General features: G+C 38.2%; 4 protein-coding genes. 3 read left to right on the forward strand and 1 reads right to left on the reverse strand.

Features of this window, described 5'->3' with window-relative positions:
• Positions 1-799: 799 nt before the first annotated feature.
• Positions 800-1,291, forward strand: a complete 492-nt coding sequence (locus GVV58_RS15090; RefSeq protein WP_159516855.1) for a hypothetical protein — start codon at positions 800-802, stop codon at positions 1,289-1,291.
• 35 nt (positions 1,292-1,326) lie between these two features.
• Here GVV58_RS15090 and GVV58_RS15095 read toward each other — a convergent pair whose 3' ends face one another.
• Positions 1,327-1,737 (reverse strand): conjugal transfer protein TraD, encoded by a 411-nt coding sequence (locus GVV58_RS15095; protein ID WP_159516856.1) that lies wholly within the window; start codon positions 1,735-1,737, stop codon positions 1,327-1,329.
• A 280-nt stretch (positions 1,738-2,017) separates the two neighbouring features.
• Here GVV58_RS15095 and GVV58_RS15505 point away from each other — a divergent pair, with 280 nt between their 5' ends.
• Together GVV58_RS15505 and GVV58_RS15100 are read left to right on the forward strand one after the other, a co-directional pair.
• A complete protein-coding gene (locus GVV58_RS15505; protein ID WP_171502656.1) occupies positions 2,018-2,173 on the forward strand; it encodes a hypothetical protein in 156 nt (51 codons plus the stop codon).
• A partial coding sequence (locus tag GVV58_RS15100) for a MobA/MobL family protein (protein WP_159516857.1) occupies positions 2,173-2,624 on the forward strand: 452 nt, incomplete at its 3' end. The genes GVV58_RS15505 and GVV58_RS15100, both read left to right, overlap by 1 nt.

Genomic DNA, 2,624 nt, shown 5'->3' on the forward strand with positions numbered 1-2,624 from the left:
ATAAAGAAAAAGCCCATTCAGTATTGAAACTAAATGGGCTTTCGCTTTATATTCAGCGGTACGCAGTTATTTGATGCGCTAACATCAAGTAACGAAGATCAGCAGAGCTACCAACTCGTGCAGATTTCACACTAAGGCTTGTACCTGAACTCTATTTTCACAATAAACAGTGTTTAGATCAAGACTCAAAATGATAAGTCTTCGTTAATACGTGTTTTTATTCATCAAATAAGCATCCTAGATCAAGCTTTGCCTGCTTCTGCGTGTCCGTTTTACGGATTGGCATGCGTTGCATGTGGAGGGAATAAGAGTCACTGGTGCAACGTAGCGATAGTCGAAAGGCTAAACCGCTTACAGGGGATTCTCACAAAGGCGGAGCGTTGGAAGTAGTTGTATAGGTCGGTTAAGTTGCATGTTGGGGAAACCCTCGCAGAGAGATCGCCATACTTCGACAGGGAGCGTGTGGGAGAAGGTGCAAGACCTTTAGTCCTTGTCTGCATAGTCAGCAAAACTATGTGCGGATACGACCGATATACGTGGCTCCGAAGCCAAAAGAATATGCGGTAAATCGGCAATACTTAAAGGATGTGTCATTTTTTTAAATGGCCGCCTTTAGGGAAAGTATTGCCGAAACTCTCTCAACCGTTTCCAAAGCCAAAGCACGAAGTGCGACGCTTTGGGGGCGTGTTGAGAAGTTGAGAGCATTTATTCATTTTGTATAGGTGAGGGGATCAGGTATTCTTTTAGATATTAAACATCTTTTCTGCTTAGGCTATTTAGAACATTTTTAGGGGTAATTGTGGAAACTTTTTTAATAGTAGCGGTAGTAGCTATAGTTTTATTTTTCTTTATGAAACGACTTTTTTCTTTTAAAAATGGGGTTCAGTTAAGTATTAGACCTTTCCATGAATGGATGATTCTAGCAAAGAGTGCCAGTAAGAAAGAATTAGAAGTAATGTGTCATTCTGTATTGCTTGAAACAGGAAGTATGTTAGAAAAAGCTAATGTCATCTCACAGAAAGAATTTAGAGATTTATTTACGAACTCTAGAGTTTATGCTTCTGATTTTATAATGTTAACTCTTATAACTGTTGATATTCAGGAACAATTTTCTAAGTCTACTAATTTTCCTTTGAATGAATCTGAACAGGCTAGAGTTTATTTATATAAATGTTTTTGTAGATTAAATTTTGAAGGTTTTTCTTTTGAAAATAACTTTTATCAAGGTAAAAATGCCTTAATCGCTATAGCTCAATATTCAGCTGATAAACGACAAGAATCATGGAATTAATTTAATGAGTAAGTTTAAAAGCTTACTCATATTATTTACTTTTTAGACCGTTGATTAAGCTCTTGTTGTCCTAATTCCTTCCAAATCTGCCATTTCATATCATTTGGGTCGATTTCAGCAGTTTTAAGCAGAACTCCAAGTAATTCGGCTGGGTCACGCTGATCTAGGTTAGCAATCTCAAAAAGTGCGCCTAATTGAATAAGGTGACGTGTACGAGCTTTGCGTTCAGCTTCCTTTTCTGCATTCAATAATTTTCTGACTGCTACTTTCTGCTTATTGGCTCTATCTATGGCTTTTTCAGCTTTGATCAAAGCATTCAGTTTTTTCTCTTGGTCGGGTGTTCTGTATTGGATTTTGGCTAATTCAAGTAAAAGTTTTTGAGCATCACTAGGATTCTTTAAAGCAGAAATGTAGGTAATTTTTTCAGATAGCCATTCATTATTCATATTCAATTCCTTAATTCAGATACCGCAAAAGCACAGGCTCAATTCTCAAAGAACGATAACAAAATAATTACGTCCAATGTCCGCAATTTTGTTAAAGTTCGTTCTAGAGAAGTTCGCCTGTACTTCCATCAAAATTTTGATGGCGCGCTTAGACGTTTCTCAATTTCATTGAGAAACCTAAGCACGTTAGGGACTTCATCCCTAAAACCCTGAAACTTCTTTTTTTCGTTCAATTGAAAATTGAATGAAAAAAAGAAGTACCAAAGCTAGGAGCAACAGCATGCAACTAAAACAGGTATTGGGAAAAATCAAAGATATTAGTTTTGGCGTGATCGCAGCACCGCTAATTATCATCATTATGATGTGGGCTTCGATACTTGATCAAAGAGCGTTTAAAAAAGAACGTAACCGAAAAAAGAAACAGGATAAGACCTAATGGCGATTGCTCGTTTAAGTGTCAAAGTCGGTAAGGCAGGTAAAGCAGCACCGCATGCCGAATATATTGATCGGGATGAAGAAAAAAAGCTGGAACAAGAACAGGCAGAAACCGACCTTGAACATAGTGCCTATGGGAATATGCCGAAATGGGCTGAACACAATCCGATAACCTTTTGGCAGTCTGCCGACCTTTATGAGCGAAAAAATGGCAGTACCTATCGAGAATATGAAATTGCCCTACCTAGAGAGATGAATGCAGAGCAACGTCTAGAACTGGTTGAGGACTTCATTCAGTCCGAGATTGGCTCAAAATATCCATATCAGTTTGCGATTCATAACCCTAAAGCAATGGACGGCAACGATCAGCCCCATGTCCACCTCATGTTTAATGAACGTCTGCAAGATGGAATTGAGCGAGATCCAGAGCAATATTTTAAGCGCTATAACAG

Origin of the sequence: Acinetobacter sp. 18QD2AZ41W, assembly GCF_009829025.1 — a bacterium.
In the GTDB taxonomy this organism is placed as follows: Bacteria; Pseudomonadota; Gammaproteobacteria; order Pseudomonadales; family Moraxellaceae; genus Acinetobacter; species Acinetobacter pseudolwoffii.